Below are 17296 nucleotides of genomic sequence, written 5' to 3'. Positions count from 1 at the left end.
CTCCAGGTGGCTCAGTCCTGTGGCCGCTTGAGACGGGCCACGAACTTGTACCGGTCGCCCCGGTACACCGACCGCACCCACTCCACCGGCCGGCCTTCCTTGTCCAGCGAGTGCCGGGAGAGCATCAGCATCGGCAGGCCCACGTCCGTGCCCAGCAGCCCCGCCTCGCGGGGGGTTGCCAGCGAGGTCTCGATGGTCTCCTCGGCCTCGGCGAGCCGGACGTCGTACACCTCGGCGAGCGCGGTGTAGAGCGACGTGTACTTCACCAGCGACCTGCGCAGGGCGGGGAAGCGCTTGGCGCTCAGATGGGTCGTCTCGATCGCCATCGGCTCACCGTTCGCCATGCGGAGGCGCTCGATGCGCAGTACCCGGCCGCCCGCGGTGATGTCGAGCTGGCCCGCGAGCCTGTCGTCGGCCGTGATGTAGCCGATGTCCAGCAGCTGGGACGTGGGTTCCAGTCCCTGGGCGCGCATGTCCTCGGTGTACGAGGTGAGTTGCAGCGCCTGGGAGACCTTCGGCTTGGCCACGAACGTGCCCTTGCCCTGGATGCGCTCCAGCCGCCCCTCGACCACCAGCTCCTGCAGCGCCTGGCGCACGGTCGTCCGGGAGGTGTCGAACTCGGCGGCCAGGGTGCGCTCGGGCGGTACCGGGGTGCCGGGCGGAAGCGTCTCGGTCATGTCGAGCAGGTGCTTCTTCAGGCGGTAGTACTTGGGCACGCGTGCGGTACGGACGGTCGCCCCGTTCTCGTTCTCCGCACTGCTGACGTCGGTGCTCATGCTCCGCCTTCCCGGCTCCTCGTGGCGTGATCCCTCTGTATACCTCTGCGCGCCCCGCTGGTCTAGTCCACGGAGGAGTCTCCGCCGGTCCACCTCGGGAGGGTGCAGTGGTCTACCCGAAGAGTGTGGCTCAACCGCGCGGTTTTCGCTGGCTTATTACATAAAGGTTCCTGCATATGTAGGTCGCATAACGGCTGGTGGGAGGGGGTTCGAGCACCCTTGACACAGCGAATGGTCTGAGCCAAGCTCCGGCGTACTGGTCTACACCATTGGTCCAGGTCCTGGCCCCATGGGCGGTACGTCTGTCACCGCGGGGAGCAGGGGGGTTTGTGGCATCCCTGAGCAATGGCATCCCTGAGGAGGGTGGCGTGAAGAGGAAGCTGACGACCGCGATCTGTGTCGCGGGCATGATGGTCTCCATCGCGGCGTGCGGGGGCGGCGAGGACAAGAGCGCGGACACGGGGGCGGACACCAAGGAGCTGACGGTCTGGCTCACGGTCGACGCGCAGAACAACTGGCCGGAGCTGGTCAAGGCCGCCGACGCGGCGATCGAGAAGAAGCACCCCGGCATCACGATCACGCACGAGTACTACGGCTGGCCCGACAAGAACGCCAAGCTCGACGCCGTCCTCGCCACCGACAAGGCCCCCGACGTGGTCGAGATGGGCAACACGGAGATGCTCGCCTACATGGTCAAGGGCGCCTTCGCCCCCCTCGACCAGGCGAAGTTCGACAACGCTGACGCCTGGCTGGACGGCCTCAAGGCCTCCGTCACCTACGAGGGCAAGACCTACGGCGTCCCGTACTACGCCGGTGGCCGCGTCGCCAACTGGCGCAAGGATGTCTTCGCCGCCGCGGGCGTCAAGTCCCCGCCGAAGACGTACGACGAGCTGACCGCCGCCCTCGACAAGGTGCAGAAGAAGCAGGGCGACAAGTTCAGCGCCTGGTACCAGCCCACCCGCGACTGGTACGCGGCCATGTCCTTCGTCTACGACGCCGGCGGCTCCATAGCCGTCGAGTCCGGCGGCAAGTGGAAGGCCGACCTCTCCTCGCCGGAGTCCGTCAAGGGCCTGAAGGAGTTCAAGAAGGTCGTCGACAGGTACATGCACGGCGACAAGACCAAGGACGAGTCCGACCGGTACATCGTCTACGGCCAGGGCAAGTCCGGCATGATCTTCGCCCCCGCATGGGAGGGCGCGACCGCCGCGGCCAAGGAGAACGACAAGACCGGCAAGCTCGAGGGCAACGTCGAGAACTTCGTGATGCCCGGCCCGTCCGGCAAGAACCTGCCCGTCTTCCTCGGCGGCAGCGACCTGGCCGTCCCGGTGAAGTCCGACGCGCAGACCGTCGCCGCCGAGTGGATCAACGCTTTCACCGGGCCCGCCGGGCAGAAGGGGTTGATGGAGAAGGGCAACCTGCCCAACAACAAGACCGACCTCGCCACGCTGAAGGACGACCCGGCGACGGCGGTCCCGGCCACCGCGGCGGAGTCCAACTGGTTCGTGCCGATGGCACCGGGCTGGGGCCAGGTCGAGAAGGCGCAGATCCTGCAGACGATGCTGCAGTCCATCGGCACCGGCAAGCAGTCGGTCGAGGACGCCGCGAAGAAAGCGGACGCGGCGATCGACAAGGTCATCAACAACGAGTGAGGTGACCCGCCGACCGGGCCCGGCCGTGGTGGCCGGGCCCGACGGGGGTGCCGCATCGGCTCGGCCGGTGGGGCCCCGGGTCCGGCCGGTGAGTGCCACAGGGCCGGCCGGTGGGCGATTGACGAAAGTGCCGCGATGGGGTGTCGGGTTCGGTGCCGGTACGTCGTGGCTGGTCGCGCGGTTCCCCGCGCCCCTTCGGGGCGCTTGCTGCCGACCCCTCCTTCATCTGCTTAGGAGTGCGCGATGAGTGCCGCAGACACGACTGCCCCCGCGAAGGTGCCGCCCGCGCGGCCGGGGCCACCGCCACCGTCGGCGGCCCCTGAACGGCCCGCCAAGAAGCGGACGTCCAGCGGAGCCGCTGTGCCCTGGGCCCTGCTGGCCCCCTGTCTGCTGATCCTCGCCCTCGTCCTCGGCTACCCGCTCGTCCGGCTGGCCACCCTGTCCTTCCAGGAGTTCGGCCAGTCCCAGCTCTGGGGGTTCAAGCCGGCGGAGTCCGTCGGCTTCGGCAACTTCGCCCAGGTGCTCGGCGACGGCGAGTTCTGGGCGGTCGTCGTCCGCACCATCGTCTTCGCCGCCGCCTGCGTCGTCTTCACGATGGTCATCGGCATGGCGATCGCCCTGCTGCTCCAGCGGGTCTCCGGCTGGGTGAAGACGCTCATCAACATCGCGCTCGTGGCGAGCTGGGGCATGCCGATCATCGTGGCCACCACCGTCTTCAAGTGGCTGTTCGACTCCGACTACGGCATCTTCAACGCGCTCCTCAGCAAGCTCCCCGGCGTCGACATGATCGGCCACAACTGGTTCGCCAGCGGACCCGAGGGCCTGGCCGTCATCACGCTGCTGGTCGTCTGGGGCGCGGTGCCGTTCGTCGTCATCACCCTCAGCGCCGGACTCACCCAGGTCCCCAAGGAGTTGGAGGAGGCCGCCCGCCTCGACGGCGCCGGTTCCTGGGGCGTCTTCCGCTATGTCACCCTCCCCATCCTCAAGCCCATCATCGTGATGCTCACGACCCTCTCCGTCATCTGGGACATGGGCGTCTTCCCCCAGGTCTTCGTGATGCGCAACGGCCACCCGGAGGCCGAGTTCCAGTTGCTCACGACCTACTCGTACGACAAGGCGTTCGTGGTCAACGACTACGCGCAGGGCTCCGCGATCGCCCTGCTCACCGTGCTGCTGCTGCTCGGCGTGATCGGCGTCTACATGCGCCAGATGCTGAAGATCGGAGAGGTCGAATGAGGACTGCCCCCGTCTCCGGTCCCCGGAGGTCCAAGCTCGGCTGGAACCTCCTCGGTCTGTTCGTCTTCGTCACGGCCGGCTTCCCCGTCTACTGGATGCTCAACACGGCGTTCAAACCGGCGAAGGACGCGATCGACCCGGACCCGAGCCTGCTGCCGACGTCGATCACCTTCGCCAACTTCGGCCGGGCGCTGGACATCGCCGACTTCTGGGGCCCGGTCGGCCGCAGCCTCGTCGTCTCCCTCACGGTCGTCGTGATCGGCATCGCCGTCGGCATGCTGGCCGCCCTGGCCATCTCCCGCTTCGCCTTCCGCGGCCGCAAGGTCGTCATCGTCGGCATCCTGGCGGTGCAGATGGTCCCGCTGGTCGCCATGATCATCCCGGTCTTCCTGCTGCTGAACGACCTCGGCCAGTACGACCGTCTGACCGGCCTGATCATCACCTACCTGACCTTCATCCTCCCGTTCACGGTGTGGACCCTGCGCGGCTTCATCGTCAACATCCCGCGCGAGCTGGAGGAGGCGGCCATGGTCGACGGCTGTTCCCGCACCACCGCCTTCATCCGCGTGGTGTTCCCCCTGCTGGCCCCCGGCATGGTGGCGACCTCGGTCTACGGCTTCATCCAGGCCTGGAACGAGTATCTGTACGCCCTGATGCTGATGAGCCAGCAGAACCAGACCGCGACCGTCTGGCTCGGCAACTTCACCACCAAGCACGGCACCGAATACGCCCCGATGATGGCCGGCTCCACCATGATGGCCGTGCCGATCGTCGTCCTCTTCCTCCTCGTCCAGCGCAAGATGGCCGCGGGCCTCACCGCGGGCGCCGTGAAGGGATAACCGACCCTGATGTCACCGACGACGTTCGCCACCGGCTCGCCCGGTTCCCCGTCCGGACAGGACGGGCTCACACGGGACGCGCTGACGGTCCTCCAGCCCGGTTTCACCGGCACCACCGCCCCAGACTGGCTGCTGCGCCGCCTCGGCGAGGGACTCGCCTCCGTCGGTCTCTTCGGCCGCAACATCGTCTCGCCCGGACAACTCGCCGCCCTCACCGCACAGTTGCGCGCCGAGCACGAGGACGTCCTGGTCGCGATCGACGAGGAGGGCGGCGACGTCACCCGCCTGGAGGTCCGCACCGGCTCCTCCTTCCCGGGCAACCACGCCCTGGGCGCCGTCGACGACGTGGACCTCACCCGGCAGGTCGCTCACGCCCTGGGCCGCCGTCTGGCGGAGTGCGGCGTCAACTTCAACTGGGCCCCGTCGGCCGACGTGAACGCCAACCCGTCCAACCCCGTCATCGGGGTCCGCTCCTTCGGCGCCGACCCCGGCCTGGTCGCCCGCCACACGGCCGCCTACGTCACCGGTCTCCAGGCAGCGGGCGTCGCCGCCTGCACCAAGCACTTCCCGGGGCACGGCGACACCGCCGTCGACTCCCATCTCTCCCTGCCCCGCATCGACGCGGACCGCTCGCTCGTGGACACCCGGGACCTGGCCCCCTTCCGGGCCGCCATCGCCGCCGGGTCGCGCGCCATGATGAGCGCCCACATCCTGGTCCCGGCCCTCGACCCTGAGCTACCGGCAACGTTGTCCGGCCCCATCCTCACCGGCCTCCTCCGCGACGAACTGGGCTACGACGGCCTCATCGTCACCGACGGCATGGAGATGCAGGCCATCGCCGGCACCTACGGCATCGAACACGGCAGCGTCCTCGCGCTCGCGGCCGGGGCCGACGCGATCTGCGTCGGCGGCGGCCTCGCCGACGACGAGACCGTCCGCCGTCTCCGCGACGCCCTCGTCACCGCCGTCCGCACCGGCGAACTCCCCGAGGAACGCCTCGCCGACGCGGCGAACCGGGTCCGGGCACTGGCACGGTGGACACGATCGGCCGCTGGGGGAGCGGACGGCTCCGACGGGACGCCGCCCGAGCCCCTCGGGGAGACCGAGATCGCCGGGGGCATCGGCCTCGTGGCGGCCCGCCGCGCCCTGACGACGACCTACGCGGAGCCCTACGACCCGCCCACCCAGCCCGTGTACGTCGCGGCCTTCACCCCGGTGGCGAACATCGCCGTGGGCGACGAGACCCCCTGGGGCGTCGGCGCGGAACTGGCCCGCCTCCTCCCCGGCACCGAGACGGGCACCTTCGCCGGCGACAGCGCCGGCGCCTCCGCTCTCGCGGTCGCGGGCACCCGTCGGATCGTCGCCGTCGTCCGCGACGAACACCGCCACCCCTGGATGACGGCCGCCCTGGACGTCCTCCTCGCCACCCGCCCGGACACGGTCGTCGTGGAGATGGGCGTCCCCCAGTCCCCACCCCGAGCCGCCCTCCACATCGCCACGCACGGCGCGGCCAGGGTCTGCGGCAGAGCGGCCGCGGAGATCATCGCGGGGGCGCGCTAGCGACGGGGGCGCGAGCGGCGCACGACTCGAGTCGTGCCGGTACGGACGCACGCCCGACACCGGCGGCGCCGAAGCGGCGCGGCCTCGGCAGAGCCTCCGGAGCCTCCGGAGCCTCCGGTACGGCGGCGGGTCCCCCCGGCCACCACCCGCGACGGCCCGCCCCCACCCCCACACATACATCGGCGCCACAGCCCAGCTCACCGGGCCGTGGCGCCGATGGCGCGCTCCTGGCCGACTAGATCCCCTGCCAGTCGGGCTTGTTGGCGTACGTGTGCCGGAAGTAGTGCGCCAGCTTCAGCTTCGATGCGGCGCCCTCGTCCACCACGACGGTCGCGTGGCGGTGGAGCTGCAACGCCGACGCCGGGCACACCGCCGCCACCGGCCCCTCCACGGTCGCCGCGACGGCGTCCGCCTTGCCCTCGCCCGTGGCGAGCAGCACCAGGTGCCGGGCCTCCAGGATCGTGCCGATGCCCTGGGTGATCACATGGTGCGGCACCTGGTCGATGTCGCCGTCGAAGAAGCGCGCGTTGTCGATCCGGGTCTGCTCGGTGAGCGTCTTGATCCGCGTCCGGGAGGCGAGGGACGAGCACGGTTCGTTGAAGCCGATGTGCCCGTCGGTCCCGATCCCGAGCAGTTGCAGATCCACACCCCCCGCCTCGGCCAGCGCCCTGTCGTACGCCTCGCACGCCCCCGCCACGTCCTCGGCGGTGCCGTCGGGCCCCATGAAGGCGTCCATCCCGAGCCCCAGGGGGTCCAGCACTTCCCGCCGCAGGACCGAGCGGTACGACTCGGGATGCTCGGCCGGCAGCCCCACGTACTCGTCGAGCTGGGCGACCCGGGCCCGGGAGACGTCCACGGCACCGGAGCGCGCCTTCTGGGCCAGCGCCTGGTAGATGGGCAGCGGGGTCGACCCCGTGGCCACTCCGAGCAGCGCCTCGGGCTTGCGTCGGAGCAACTCCGCCATCGCCTCGGCTATGAGCTCGCCACCCGCCTTGGCATCCGGAACGATGACAACTTCCACGCTGGGCCTGCCGATCTGGAAAGTAAGGACGCAAGAGGACTCGACCGGAACCTGCGGGGTCAAGCACCTTTCATGTGGTGTAGACCAATCTAGCAGGGGTCGCTCCTTCTCCACAGAGGTCTGTGCGGGAGGCGGCGGCCGTGCGTGAGGCCGGTCACCGGGGCGGTGACGGTGTTCCCGGCCCGCGCCCGGGCGAAGCGGGCTACGCTGCCAGTGGGCCGTCCGTGGATGTCGGACGAGGAAGCAACAACAAACATCCGCCAACGCATGGACACAGGCAGTGGTCTAGTCAACAATGCGTGGTAGTGCATGTGATCGATCAGCGGCCAGCCGCCGGTGATCGCGCACCACGACAAGCCTCCGTCTTCCCCGCACAGGAAGGCGGACCGAGGACCCGGCGCTCTCTGCCCTGACTGCTCCGGATCCTCATCCTTCGGCCGACCGGGACCGCACACCCCACGGCCGTTGTTGCTCCGGGCTGCGGTGCCGGGAGGGCTGAGGGTCCCTCTCAGGCGCCGCGGCCCGCGGGTGTCTCCGGGCCCGTATCGGCCACACCTCCACCGTTTCGGGTCAAGTCCGTACCGCCAGGTACGCTCGCACACGTGCCCTCCATGAACGAACTCGTCCGCCAGCACACCGCCCTCAGCGACTCCGACCTGGAGTGGCTGCATCTGCTGGTGTCGGAGTGGCAGCTGTTGTCCGACCTCTCCTTCGCCGACCTGGTCCTCTGGGTCCCCACGCGCGACGGCACCCGCTATGTCTCCGTGGCCCAGATGCGCCCCAACACCGGCCCCACCTCCTACCAGGACGACATGGTCGGCCACCTGGTCCCGCGCGGCCGCCGGCCCCTGCTCGACGCCGCGCACGACGAGGGCCGGATCGTCCGCGAGGGCGATCCGGAGTGGCGCGAGGAGGTGCCCGTACGGGTCGAGTCCATCCCCGTGCGCAGGGAGGGGCGCGTGCTCGGCGTCATCGCGCGCAACACCAATCTGCTGACCGTGCGGACCCCGAGCCGCCTGGAGCTGACGTATCTCCAGAGCGCCTCCGACCTGGCCCAGATGATCGCCGCGGGTGCGTTCCCCTTCCCCGACCAGCAGGTCGACATGGACGCCTCACCGCGCGTCGGCGACGGGCTGATCAGGCTCGACGCCGACGGCATCGTCCAGTACGCCTCCCCGAACGCCCTCTCCGCCTACCACCGCCTCGGCCTCGCCGCCGACCTGGTGGGCTGCCACCTCGGCCGTACGACCGCCGAACTCGCCCCTTCTCGGGGGCCGGTGGACGAGGCGCTCGCGAAGCTGGCGAGCGGGTGGGCGCCGCGCGAGTTCGAGATCGAGTCCGGCGACGGGGTGATCCAGTTCCGCGCGATCCCGCTCAAGCCCAAGGGGCCGCGCATCGGTTCGCTGGTGCTGCTGCGGGACGTGACCGAACTGCGGCGCCGCGAGCGCGAGTTGATCACCAAGGACGCGACCATCCGGGAGATCCACCACCGGGTGAAGAACAACCTCCAGACCGTGGCCGCGCTGCTGCGACTCCAGGCCCGGCGCATCGAGTCCGAACGCGGCCGGGAGGCCCTCGAAGAGGCCGTACGGCGGGTCGGGTCGATCGCGATCGTGCATGAGACGCTGTCCCAGAATCTGGACGAGCGGGTGGAGTTCGACGAGATCGCCGACCGCGTGCTGGCGATGGTCGCCGAGATCTCACCGGGCAAGGTCGCCGGCCGGCGCACCGGACGGTTCGGCATCCTGGACGCGGAGGTCGCCACCCCCCTCTCCATGGTCCTCACCGAGATCCTGCAGAACGCCCTCGAACACGGTTTCCGCGAGGGCGACACCGGCACGGTCGAGGTCTCGGCCGTGCGCGGCGGCACCACCACCAAGGACACCCGGCTGCTCGTCACCGTGCAGGACGACGGCGTCGGCCTCCCCGAGGGCTTCGACCCGCACCGCTCGGGCAACCTCGGCCTGCAGATCGTACGGACGCTGGTGGAGGGGGAGTTGGGCGGCACCTTCGACATGGTCCCGGCGCCGGAGCGGGGCACCCAGGTGATCCTGGACATCCCGGTGCGGGCCCAGAAGTAGCGGGAGTACGGCGATCGCGCCGGCCGGGACACCACGGCCGGCGTACGGGAATCGACACCCAGCCTCTTCGCGCCGGCAACGTCACGAGGGCCTTCGTGCCGGAGACAGCGCCGAGCCCCGGACCATCGTGTGGTCCGGGGCTCGGGCTCGTGGCTGATTAAGCGCACCGGGGGCACTGCGCGCTGCGGCTCGGGGGCGGGAGAAGCGCACTCGCTGTGCGCGCCGCCAAGCTCAGGCTATTGCTGGGTGGGATATCAGGCGGATGCCTGACGGGCCCGGTTGCGGGCGGCGCGGCGCTTCATGGCGCGGCGCTCGTCCTCGCTGAGACCACCCCAGACGCCGGAGTCCTGGCCGGACTCAAGCGCCCACTGCAGACACTGCTCGATAACCGGGCAGCGACGGCAGACAGCCTTGGCTTCCTCGATCTGCAGCAGCGCAGGACCGGTGTTGCCGATGGGGAAGAAGAGCTCGGGGTCTTCCTCGCGGCAAACGGCGTTGTGACGCCAGTCCATGGCTGCTACCTCTCCTTGGTATTACATGCACGTTAGCTTGTGAATGTGAACGCTTTCACGAATCCCTCAACAAGTGAAGGGCCGATCACCAGACGGACTGGTGTGGTCCTGTGGATTGAGGAGGGGTTCTGGCGCTTGCTTGAGCCGGTGTTGCGGGCTGTCCCGAGCGCCACGTAGAGACTCGCAAACCTCAGCGGCGGATACAACCCCTTCCGGAAAGTTTTTTTTGATTCCTCGGTGTCGACTGTGTCACAGCCGTACTTCCATGGGGTGGATCCTGGCCTAAACGTTCGAGTGGAAGGACTTTTGCCCGTTCCGCTCACACAATCACACGCAGTGCACGGCGTACGCCTGTGAACGTCACGCTCGTACGCAGCCCGAGGTGGTCGCCGTCCATCTGGAGGGGGAGGGGGGCCTTCGAATGCAAGGTGAAGTCGGTCAGGTCATGCAGGGTGGTGGCGTGCTTACCCTGGGGTCCGCGCTCGGGGGACGAAGTGAGCAACTGTGTGCCATATCGGGCGAGCGCGGGCGTCGACATGCGGCTGAGACCGAGCACGTCGAGACCTTTATCGAACGAGGCCTTAGGCGACGCGTACACCGGGCGATTGCCGAGAAACGTCCACGGGGACGTGTTGCAGACTATGGACAGCACAAGATCGGAAATCGGGTTCTCGCCGGCCCGCTCCAAAGTGATCGTGCCGAGCCTGCGGTGGGGCTCTTCCAGAAACTGCCGGAAAGCCTGACGCAGGTAAAGGGCGTGTGTGGATTTCCGTCCGCGTTCCCGCTGTTGCTCGACCCGGCCGATCACACCCGCGTCGAATCCCAGGCCGGCGCAGAACGTGAACCAGCGGGACGGCACCGCCTCGTCCTCCGTGCCCGGGGTGCCCGAGGCCATGCCCAGGCCGACCGTGCGCTCCCGGCTCTCGCGCAGTGCGTCGAGCAGGACGCCGGTCGCCTCCACGGCGTCGTTGGGCAGGCCGAGGGCGCGGGCGAAGACATTGGTGGAGCCGCCGGGGACCACGGCGAGACGGGGGAGGCGGTCGGGGTCCGGGCCGTGGTGCAGCAGGCCGTTCACAACCTCGTTGACCGTGCCGTCGCCGCCGAGCGCGACGACCAGTTCGATGTCGCCCTTGCCCTCCGCGGCCTGGCGGGCGAGGTCGCGGGCGTGCCCCCGGTACTCGGTGGTCACCGCCTCCAGCTTCATCTCGCTCGCCAGAGCGTGGATCAGCACATCGCGCGTACGTGCGCTTGTGGTGGTTGCCGCCGGGTTGACCACGAGAAGTGCACGCATGAGTTGCAGGGTACCTACTGGGTGGTACCCGGCCCATACCGAGGTGCGGATCAAGGGGGAGATCAGGTAGTGACGATGAGCACGTGGGGGCGCGCGGACGCGGGGTGCGTGCCCGGCACCGGGGGCGGAGGGGGCGAAAGGGCGAGGGCTACCCTTCAGGGGTGAGCCCTGAGCAGACCCCCATGCCGGACACCTCCGACGCCGAGCACCGCCCCGGGCGGCTGACCGCCGCGGCCGCGCTGGCCGCGCTGGAGGGGGTGGCTCTGCTGGTGGGCGGCGGGGCCATGCTCGTCGTCGGCCTCACCGGTGACTCGGACGACCTGAGCACCGGCGTCACCGGCGGCATCACCCTCATCGCGCTGGCCCTGCTGCCGCTGATCGCCGCGCGCGGCCTGCTGCTGCGGCGGAGCTGGAGCCGGGGCCCCGCCGTCATCACCCAGATCATGGCGCTGCCGGTGGCCTACAACCTGCTGCGCGCCGACAGCGTGGCGATCCCGGCGGGCATCGCCCTGGCGGTGATCGCGGTCTCCGCCCTGGTCCTGCTGATCAACCCCGCCACGACCCGGGCCCTCGACATCCAGGGCCCCGGTCACACCCAGGAACCGAAGGGGTAACGGCCGGACGGTCACGGAGGTGCCCGGCCACCCCCGGGAACCGAGGAGTCCGGGCGCCGGCGGGTTCGCTCCCGGCCGCTCCCCGCTACTCCTCGACCAGCAGCTTCTCCCGCAGTTGGGCCAGGGTCCTCGCCAGCAGTCGGGAGACGTGCATCTGGGAGATGCCGACCTCCTGGGCGATCTGCGACTGGGTCATGTTGCCGAAGAACCGGAGCAGCAGGATCCGCTTCTCGCGCGGCGGGAGATCCTCCAGCAGCGGCTTCAGCGACTCCCGGTACTCGACGCCCTCCAGCGCCTCGTCCTCCGCGCCGAGCGTGTCCGCGACGGCCGGGGACTCGTCGTCGGTGTCGGGGACGTCCAGCGAGAGCGTGGAGTACGCGTTGGCCGACTCCAGGCCCTCCAGGACCTCCTCCTCGGAGATGGCCAGCTTCTCGGCCAGCTCGTGCACCGTCGGGGAGCGTCCGTGCTGCTGGGACAGCTCGGCCGTGGCCGTGGTGAGCGCGAGCCGCAGCTCCTGAAGCCGGCGCGGCACCCGCACCGCCCAGCCCTTGTCGCGGAAGTGCCGCTTGATCTCGCCGACGACCGTCGGGGTCGCGTACGTGGAGAACTCCACCCCACGGTCCGGATCGAAACGGTCCACCGACTTGATCAGGCCGATGGTGGCGACCTGGGTCAGGTCGTCCAGCGGCTCGCCGCGGTTGCGGAACCGGCGCGCGAGGTGCTCCACGAGCGGCAGATGCATCCGGACGAGCCGGTTGCGCAGCTCCGCGTACTCCGCACTGCCGTCCGGCAGGGCGCGCAGCTCCACGAACAGGGCGCGCGCCCCGGTGCGGTCGTGCTGTGCGCTGCGCACGCTCTGCGCGCCCGCCTCGTCGTGTCGCTCGTGCTCGCTCATAGTCCCGCCCGCCGTCACCGTTCCCCCAGCCCTCGACTGTGCTCGAGCGGGGGAGGCCCCAGTCCGTCCTCGTGAGGACGTGGTGCTCCGTAGGGCACCCTCCGGATCCCGTTGCCCGTCGGAGGGTGCCTCGTCGTCGGACGGCTCCGCCCACCGAGACGCTCCGGCCGCCGCCGAGGACTCGTCCTCCGGGTGCGGCCGGGCCTGCTCGGGGATGCCGTCGACGCCGTCCGCCAGATGCGCCGGCCCACTCGGACCGCCGTCGTCCTCCGCGGGAAGTTCCCGTGTGCCGCGTTCTTCGTCCCGCACCGGCCCGTCCCCGTTCCTCACGCCGGCCCGGGTCCCGCGCCGCGCTGTTTGTAGAGGCTGATCGAAACGGTTTTGTCGTCGGCCACCGCGGAGGAGACCTTGCCCGCCAGGGCCGACAGCACGGTCCAGGCGAAGGTGTCGCGCGAGGGGGCGTGGCCGTCCGTGGTGGGGGCCGAGACCGTGACCTCCAGCGAATCGTCGACCAGACGGAAGACACAGCTGAGCACCGAGCCGGGCACGGCCTGCTGAAGCAGGATCGCGCAGGCCTCGTCGACCGCGATGCGCAGGTCCTCGATTTCGTCGAGGGTGAAGTCCAAACGGGCCGCGAGGCCGGCCGTCGCCGTACGCAGCACCGACAGGTAGGCACCCGCGGCCGGCAGCCGGACTTCCACGAAGTCCTGGGTCCCGGGCTCGCCTGCGATCTGGGACACCCTCACCTCCAAGGTGGTACAAGCTTTTTCGGGGGCCGAGGGTCGCCCCCCGGGGTAACGCGCTACGTGGTTCAGCGGTGACGCTATCGCGCTACCGAGCGCCGTGTCCTCGGGGTCCCGAGGACCCCACCCCATGCTGTCACTCATAGTAAGCCTATGAATACGCTCGGTGGCTAGAGGTCTGCGGGCCTCAAATAGGAAGAGCGCGCGCCGGATTGACGTACCCAGGCGCCGGACCGCCGAACCGTGTCACACGAGTACGTCGACGTGTCACGGGGTGACATGGTTCCGTCGTACGACGTCTCGGTCGTGTTCGTCAAACCAGTACATGGTCCACGAAGCACCAGCGCCAGGTCTCGCCGGGCTCGAACGTGCGCATGATGGGATGGCCGCTCTCCTTGTGGTGCCTGGTGGCGTGGCGCATCGGGGAGGAGTCGCAGCACCCCACGTGCCCGCACTCCAGGCACATCCGCAACTGCACCGGGTGGCTCCCGGCGGCCAGGCACTCCGGGCAGGTGTCGCTCAGCGGTTCGGGCTCGGGGTGCGGCAGCGCGTCCGTGTGCGTGCACTGTTTCATGATTGCCAGGTTACGACGGGCGCGCGGAACCTCGCGCGGAAACGAAGGCGGCGGAAGCGATGCACTTTTTGCCCTTGCTGTTGCTGGTCGCAGGGAGTGCGACGGTAGCCGGGGCCGCCCGGCGTACGCCGGTGCCCGCCCCGCTGCTGCTGGTCGCGGCGGGGCTCGTGGTGTCGTACCTGCCCGGAGTGCCCCACTACGAACTCGACCCCGAGATCGTCCTGCCGCTGATCCTTCCCCCGCTGCTGTACACCGCCGCCAGCGACAGCTCCTACCTCGACCTGCGGGCCCAACTGCGGCCCGTGGCCCTGCTGTCGGTCGGATACGTCCTCTTCGCGACCCTCGCCGTGGGCTGGGCCGCGTACCTGATCGTGCCCGGGATGCCGCTGACCGCCGCGCTGGTGCTCGGCGCGGTCGTGGCGCCGCCGGACGCGGTCGCGGCCACGGCGGTCGCCCGGCGGGTGGGGCTGCCGTCGCGGATCACCACGATCCTGCAAGGTGAGTCCCTGGTGAACGACGCGACCGCGATCACCGCCTACCGGGTGGCCCTCGCGGCCACCATCGGCGAGGGCGCGAGCTGGACCGGCGGGATCGTGGAGTTCCTGGTGGCGGCGGTCGGCGGCGTCGCGGTGGGACTGCTGCTGATGGTGCCCATCCACTGGCTGCGCACGCACCTCAAGGAGGCGCTGCTGCAGAACACCCTCTCCCTGCTGATCCCGTTCGTCGCCTACGGGCTGGCCGAGTGGGTGCACGCCTCCGGGGTGCTCGCCGTGGTCGTCGTCGGCCTCTACCTCGGCCACCGCAACTGGCAGGTCGACTTCGCCACCCGCCTCCAGGAGGAGGCCGTCTGGAAGATGGTCGCCTTCCTGCTCGAATCCGCCGTGTTCGCCCTCATCGGACTCCAGCTCCCGTTCGTCCTCGAAGGGCTCGGCGAGTACGAGGGGGCCCGCGCCACCTGGTACGCCGTGGCCGTCTTCCTCGTGGTGGTGGCGACCCGCTTCGTCTGGGTCTATCCGGCGACCTTCCTGCCGCGCATGGTGTCGCGACGCATCCGGGAACGGGAGGTCGACCCCACCTGGAAAGGACCGTTCGTCGTCGCCTGGGCCGGCATGCGCGGCGTCGTCTCACTGGCCATCGCCTTCTCGATCCCGCTCACCGTGCACGGCGGGGAGGACTTCCCCGAGCGGAACCTGATCCTCTTCCTGACCTTCACGACGGTCATCGGGACGCTCGTCATCCAGGGGCTGACCCTGCCGCCGCTGATCCGCTTCCTGAAGCTGCCGGGCCGCGACCAGCAGGCGGAGACCCTCGCCGAGGCCAATGCCCAGGCCCAGGCGTCCCGAGCGGCCGAGGCGCGGCTGGACGAACTCCTCGCGAACGAGAGCAACGAACTCCCGCCCCCGCTCGTCGAACGCCTTCGCACGGTCCTCGAGCGGCGGCGCAACGCCGTCTGGGAGCGTCTCGGCGCCGTGAACCCGGTGACCGGCGAGAGCGTCGACGACACCTACAGCCGCCTCTCCCGCGAGATGATCGGCGCCGAACGGGAGGTCTTCGTCAAGCTGCGGGACGGCAGGTACATCGACGACGAGATGCTGCGCACCCTGCTGCGAAGGCTGGACCTGGAGGAGGCGGCGGTCTACCGCGAGGCCTCCTAGGGAGTGTCCGGCGGGTCCTCGGGCGCGCGCTCCGGGAACGGGCGGCCCGTGATCACCGCCGCGAGTGTCGTCCCGCGCGGGAAGGCGCCCTCTCCCGCCAGGGTGACAAGTCCGTAGAGCAACTTGGCGACATAGAGATGCTCCATCGGGAGCACATGGCAGGTCTCGAAGTCGTCCGCGAAGGCGTCCAGTTCGGGCGAGGTCCGGGCGTAACCGCCGAAGTGGAAGCGGTCGTCGAGGCTCCAATTGCCGCGCGGACCGCCGAACGCCTTCTCCTGAAGCTGCCGTATCTCCTCGTCGAGGAAGCCGCCCTTGAGAACCGGAATACCGAGGGCGCGCTGGTCGGGGGCGAGTCCCGCGGCCAGTCCGGCGAGGGTGCCGCCGGTGCCGCAGGCGAGGGCCACCACGTCGGCCCGGCCGCGCAGCTCCGCGCCGAGGTCCTGACAGCCCCGCACGGCGAGGCTGTTGCTGCCGCCCTCGGGGACCACGTACGCGTCCTCCGCGTCGGCGGCCCTGAGCACGGCCGCCAGGGTGGCCGGGTCGGACTTGTGGCGATACGTCGATCTGTCGACGAAGTGCAGCCGCATGCCGTCCGCCGCACAGCGGGCCAGCGACGGGTTGAGGGGGCGGTCGGCCAGTTCCTGGCCGCGCACCACGCCCACGGTGGGCAGGCCCAGGAGGTGGCCGGCGGCGGCCGTGGCGCGCAGATGGTTCGAGTAGGCACCGCCGAAGGTGAGCAGTGGGCGGCCCGCCGCCGCGCGCAGGTTCGGGGCCAGTTTGCGCCACTTGTTGCCGACGAGCCGCGGGTGGATCAGGTCGTCGCGCTTGAGCAGCAGCCGCAGTCCGTGGCGCGCGAAGCGCTCGTCCGCGACCTCCTGGAGAGGCGACGGCAGCCTGGGGTCCAGGGCGGCGGTGGGGTCGTCCGAGGGGGAGGGCTGGCCGGTCACGTGCCCATTGTCGGACACATGACCGGTCGGCGTCGGGTGCGGCGTGGGCGGGCCTCATGTGAGGCGGTCCCGCACCCGCTCTCTCATGTGGGCCATGGTGAAGCCCCGCGGGTCGACCTTGCCGGGCTGCCATTCGAGGTGGCCGATCACGGACCGCTGGTTCCAGCCGTGATGGCGGCAGACAGCCGCGGAGACCCGCTCGATGGCGTCGAGCTGTGCCGCCGGCCAGGGGTCCTCGCCGTCGCCGAGGTTCTCGCACTCGAAGCCGTAGAAGTGACGGTTGCCGTCGGTGTTGGCCTCGTTGTCCTTGGGCAGCGCCTTCTCGGCGATCACGGCCCGCAGGACGTCGTCGTCGCCCAGACCGGCGTGGTTGGCCCGGCCGTAGCCGACGAGGTGCACCCGGCCGTCCTTGGTGATCACACCGTGGCACAACGGGCCGGGCAGGCCCGAGTACCCGTCACGGCAGATACGGACGGTGCGTTCGCTGCCGGATGTGACGGTGTGGTGGATCATCACGCCGTGGACGGGCCCCCACGGGCCCACATGGTTGCGGTTGTGATGTTCCCAGTCGCCGACCTCGACGACCCGGACGCCCTCGTTCCTGAGGACGGTGAGAAACCTGCTCGCGGACATGGGTGGGGCCATGGCCGACTCCTTCGTGCCGTGCGACGGCCGCTGGTCGTGGCCGCCTCGTAGGCACGCTTGTACCCCTGACTCCTGACAGGAGCCAGTCATCCGCGGGCTGTGCGAACCGATCCGGTCAGATTCGGCGAGGGCCCCGACGGGCGCACGCGTGGTCGACACATCCCGCGGAGATGCCCAGTCTTCAAAGATCCATTCCCGCTCTTTCGGGTAATAGCATCAGCACGCTCCGTGATGCAAGGCTGGATCGCGAGATCGGTG

At 69.9% G+C, this 17296-nt stretch carries 16 protein-coding genes; 7 read left to right on the top strand and 9 right to left on the bottom strand.

The window, feature by feature from the left end:
- Positions 1 to 11: 11 nt before the first annotated feature.
- Positions 12 to 776, bottom strand: a complete 765-nt coding sequence (locus ACZ52C_RS05740) for a GntR family transcriptional regulator (protein WP_469073573.1) — start codon at positions 774 to 776, stop codon at positions 12 to 14.
- Between the two features lie 368 nt (positions 777 to 1144).
- Here ACZ52C_RS05740 and ACZ52C_RS05735 point away from each other — a divergent pair, with 368 nt between their 5' ends.
- The 4 genes from ACZ52C_RS05735 to ACZ52C_RS05720 all read left to right on the top strand — a co-directional run bounded on the left by ACZ52C_RS05735 (position 1145) and on the right by ACZ52C_RS05720 (position 6060).
- Positions 1145 to 2425 carry an extracellular solute-binding protein gene (locus ACZ52C_RS05735; protein WP_469073572.1) on the top strand — a complete coding sequence of 427 codons (1281 nt, stop codon included), beginning with the start codon at positions 1145 to 1147 and terminating at the stop codon, positions 2423 to 2425.
- A 243-nt stretch (positions 2426 to 2668) separates the two neighbouring features.
- Positions 2669 to 3661: a carbohydrate ABC transporter permease gene (locus tag ACZ52C_RS05730; RefSeq protein ID WP_469073571.1), complete on the top strand. Its 993-nt coding sequence runs from the start codon at positions 2669 to 2671 to the stop codon at positions 3659 to 3661.
- A complete protein-coding gene (locus ACZ52C_RS05725; RefSeq protein ID WP_469073570.1) occupies positions 3658 to 4500 on the top strand; it encodes a carbohydrate ABC transporter permease in 843 nt (280 codons plus the stop codon). The genes ACZ52C_RS05730 and ACZ52C_RS05725 overlap by 4 nt, the downstream gene beginning before the upstream one ends.
- 9 nt (positions 4501 to 4509) lie before the next feature.
- Positions 4510 to 6060, top strand: coding sequence for a glycoside hydrolase family 3 protein (locus ACZ52C_RS05720; protein WP_469073569.1), 1551 nt, complete (start codon positions 4510 to 4512; stop codon positions 6058 to 6060).
- A 235-nt stretch (positions 6061 to 6295) separates the two neighbouring features.
- On the opposite strand, the gene nagB is transcribed toward ACZ52C_RS05720, so the two are convergent.
- Entirely contained in the window at positions 6296 to 7081 is a 786-nt protein-coding gene (gene nagB / locus ACZ52C_RS05715; protein ID WP_469073568.1) for a glucosamine-6-phosphate deaminase, read from the bottom strand.
- Between the two features lie 602 nt (positions 7082 to 7683).
- Here nagB and ACZ52C_RS05710 point away from each other — a divergent pair.
- Complete coding sequence (locus ACZ52C_RS05710) at positions 7684 to 9162, top strand: sensor histidine kinase (protein WP_469073567.1); 1479 nt, start codon at positions 7684 to 7686, stop codon at positions 9160 to 9162.
- A gap of 254 nt (positions 9163 to 9416) precedes the next feature.
- Here the strand turns inward: ACZ52C_RS05710 and ACZ52C_RS05705 are convergent, their stop codons facing one another.
- Positions 9417 to 9674: a WhiB family transcriptional regulator gene (locus ACZ52C_RS05705; RefSeq protein ID WP_003992873.1), complete on the bottom strand. Its 258-nt coding sequence runs from the start codon at positions 9672 to 9674 to the stop codon at positions 9417 to 9419.
- Positions 9675 to 9993: 319 nt separating this feature from the next.
- Complete coding sequence (locus ACZ52C_RS05700) at positions 9994 to 10965, bottom strand: diacylglycerol/lipid kinase family protein (RefSeq protein WP_469074150.1); 972 nt, start codon at positions 10963 to 10965, stop codon at positions 9994 to 9996.
- A gap of 161 nt (positions 10966 to 11126) precedes the next feature.
- Here ACZ52C_RS05700 and ACZ52C_RS05695 point away from each other — a divergent pair, with 161 nt between their 5' ends.
- Positions 11127 to 11579 carry a hypothetical protein gene (locus tag ACZ52C_RS05695; protein ID WP_469073566.1) on the top strand — a complete coding sequence of 151 codons (453 nt, stop codon included), beginning with the start codon at positions 11127 to 11129 and terminating at the stop codon, positions 11577 to 11579.
- An 85-nt stretch (positions 11580 to 11664) separates the two neighbouring features.
- Here the strand turns inward: ACZ52C_RS05695 and ACZ52C_RS05690 are convergent, their stop codons facing one another.
- The 3 genes from ACZ52C_RS05690 to ACZ52C_RS05680 form a co-directional block, all read right to left on the bottom strand.
- Positions 11665 to 12804: an RNA polymerase sigma factor SigF gene (locus ACZ52C_RS05690; RefSeq protein WP_469073565.1), complete on the bottom strand. Its 1140-nt coding sequence runs from the start codon at positions 12802 to 12804 to the stop codon at positions 11665 to 11667.
- On the bottom strand, positions 12801 to 13214 hold the full coding sequence (locus ACZ52C_RS05685) for an ATP-binding protein (protein WP_033525425.1): 414 nt from the start codon (positions 13212 to 13214) through the stop codon (positions 12801 to 12803). Before ACZ52C_RS05685 ends, ACZ52C_RS05690 begins: the two co-directional genes overlap by 4 nt.
- Positions 13215 to 13530: 316 nt before the next feature.
- Positions 13531 to 13791, bottom strand: a complete 261-nt coding sequence (locus tag ACZ52C_RS05680) for a UBP-type zinc finger domain-containing protein (RefSeq protein WP_469073564.1) — start codon at positions 13789 to 13791, stop codon at positions 13531 to 13533.
- Positions 13792 to 13850: 59 nt separating this feature from the next.
- Here ACZ52C_RS05680 and ACZ52C_RS05675 point away from each other — a divergent pair, with 59 nt between their 5' ends.
- A complete protein-coding gene (locus tag ACZ52C_RS05675; protein ID WP_469073563.1) occupies positions 13851 to 15446 on the top strand; it encodes a Na+/H+ antiporter in 1596 nt (531 codons plus the stop codon).
- Here the strand turns inward: ACZ52C_RS05675 and ACZ52C_RS05670 are convergent.
- Together ACZ52C_RS05670 and ACZ52C_RS05665 are read right to left on the bottom strand one after the other, a co-directional pair.
- Positions 15443 to 16393 (bottom strand): 1-aminocyclopropane-1-carboxylate deaminase/D-cysteine desulfhydrase, encoded by a 951-nt coding sequence (locus ACZ52C_RS05670; RefSeq protein ID WP_469073562.1) that lies wholly within the window; start codon positions 16391 to 16393, stop codon positions 15443 to 15445. The genes ACZ52C_RS05675 and ACZ52C_RS05670 overlap by 4 nt on opposite strands.
- A gap of 54 nt (positions 16394 to 16447) precedes the next feature.
- Positions 16448 to 17038, bottom strand: coding sequence for an N-acetylmuramoyl-L-alanine amidase (locus ACZ52C_RS05665; RefSeq protein WP_469073561.1), 591 nt, complete (start codon positions 17036 to 17038; stop codon positions 16448 to 16450).
- Positions 17039 to 17296: the final 258 nt, after the last annotated feature.

This window comes from Streptomyces sp. NPDC034049, assembly GCF_055575575.1.
Note: the sequence above shows the minus strand (reverse complement) of the source record. Positions and strands in the feature narration are given on the sequence as shown.